At 55.5% G+C, this 1,183-nt stretch carries 2 protein-coding genes; one reads left to right on the forward strand and one right to left on the reverse strand.

The window, feature by feature from the left end:
* The coding region (locus EOL86_15315) for a DUF1016 family protein (protein ID NCD26939.1) at positions 1–578 on the forward strand (578 nt) is incomplete at its 5' end.
* 219 nt (positions 579–797) lie between these two features.
* Here the strand turns inward: EOL86_15315 and EOL86_15320 are convergent.
* Positions 798–1,085: a type II toxin-antitoxin system RelE/ParE family toxin gene (locus EOL86_15320; GenBank protein NCD26940.1), complete on the reverse strand. Its 288-nt coding sequence runs from the start codon at positions 1,083–1,085 to the stop codon at positions 798–800.
* Positions 1,086–1,183: the final 98 nt, after the last annotated feature.

Raw genomic sequence — 1,183 nt, forward strand, 5'->3', positions numbered from 1 at the left:
CCGCCTTGTCTCGTGACAAAGCCGCCATGCTGCATGGGGCGCAAACGCCCGCCCCGGAGGACAACATCACGCCGGAACAGGCCATCAGGGACCCTTTTGTCCTGGAATTTTTGGATCTCAAGGATCAGTACTCCGAATCCGATCTCGAAGACGCCCTGATCCAGCACTTGGCGGATTTCCTGCTGGAATTGGGCGATGATTTTGCTTTTTTGGGACGGCAGCGTCGTTTACGCATTGATGACAGTTGGTTCCGCGTTGATCTGCTCTTTTTTCACCGTAGTCTCAAATGCCTGTTGATTATTGATCTCAAGGTCGGAAGATTCGGACACGCGGACGCGGGCCAGATGCACATGTATCTGAACTACGCCCGCGAACATTGGATGAAAAACGGCGAAAATCCACCAGTAGGCTTGATTCTGTGTTCCGAAAAAGGGTCGGCGGAAGCCCATTACGCCCTGACAGGATTGCCAAACACGGTCCTGGCCGCCCAGTATCAGATGATTCTGCCGGATGAAAAAATGTTGGCGGCAGAACTAGAAAAAACACGCCACGCATTGGACGGACGGCAAAAATCCTAGAACTTCTCTCCCCAGATTTGTAGCACAAACAAGGACATCCCTCGCATCATGACCATCAAGCCCCCCAAGAAGCTCATCGAAGTGGCCCTGCCTCTGGACAAGATCCACGAGGCTACGGCGCGGAAAAAATCCGTCCGCAGCAGGCATCGAGCTGAAGATGCGGTCTTTGGTGGGGTACGTGATGTCATGGCCAGCCTACATAGGGCCGACTATCAGAGTTCAGCGTCTGTTCTTCCAGGTATCCGGAGCGCGGTGCAAGTGCATCACCGCCAGAATGAACAGATCTGCGGAATCTTCGGCGTACACGACGCCAAAGGGAAAACGGCGGACCAAGGATCTGCGCACTTCTCCGTCCAGGCTGGTCCAGGCCAGGGGAAAGGCTTCCGCGCGTTGGATGGCCGCGCGAACCTCGATGGCAAAATCGTAGCCAAGGCCGGATTCGAGCGATTCGTAATACTCGATGGCATCCAGAAATTCGGCTTCGGCCTCGGGATGGAAAAACGTCATCGGGCAAAGCGGGCGTTGATGCGTTCAAAGACATCCTGGCCGGATACGGGCGTGACCGCGCCGGAACGCAGTTCCTGCAATCTCGCGTGGGCGACTTT

Source organism: Deltaproteobacteria bacterium, assembly GCA_009930495.1.
Classification (GTDB): Bacteria; Desulfobacterota; Desulfovibrionia; order Desulfovibrionales; family Desulfomicrobiaceae; genus Desulfomicrobium.

Bases quoted from the DNA above. Each gene is read 5' to 3' on its own strand.
- EOL86_15320 (NCD26940.1), bottom strand. From the start codon at position 1,085: ATGACGTTTTTCCATCCCGAGGCCGAAGCCGAATTTCTGGATGCCATC.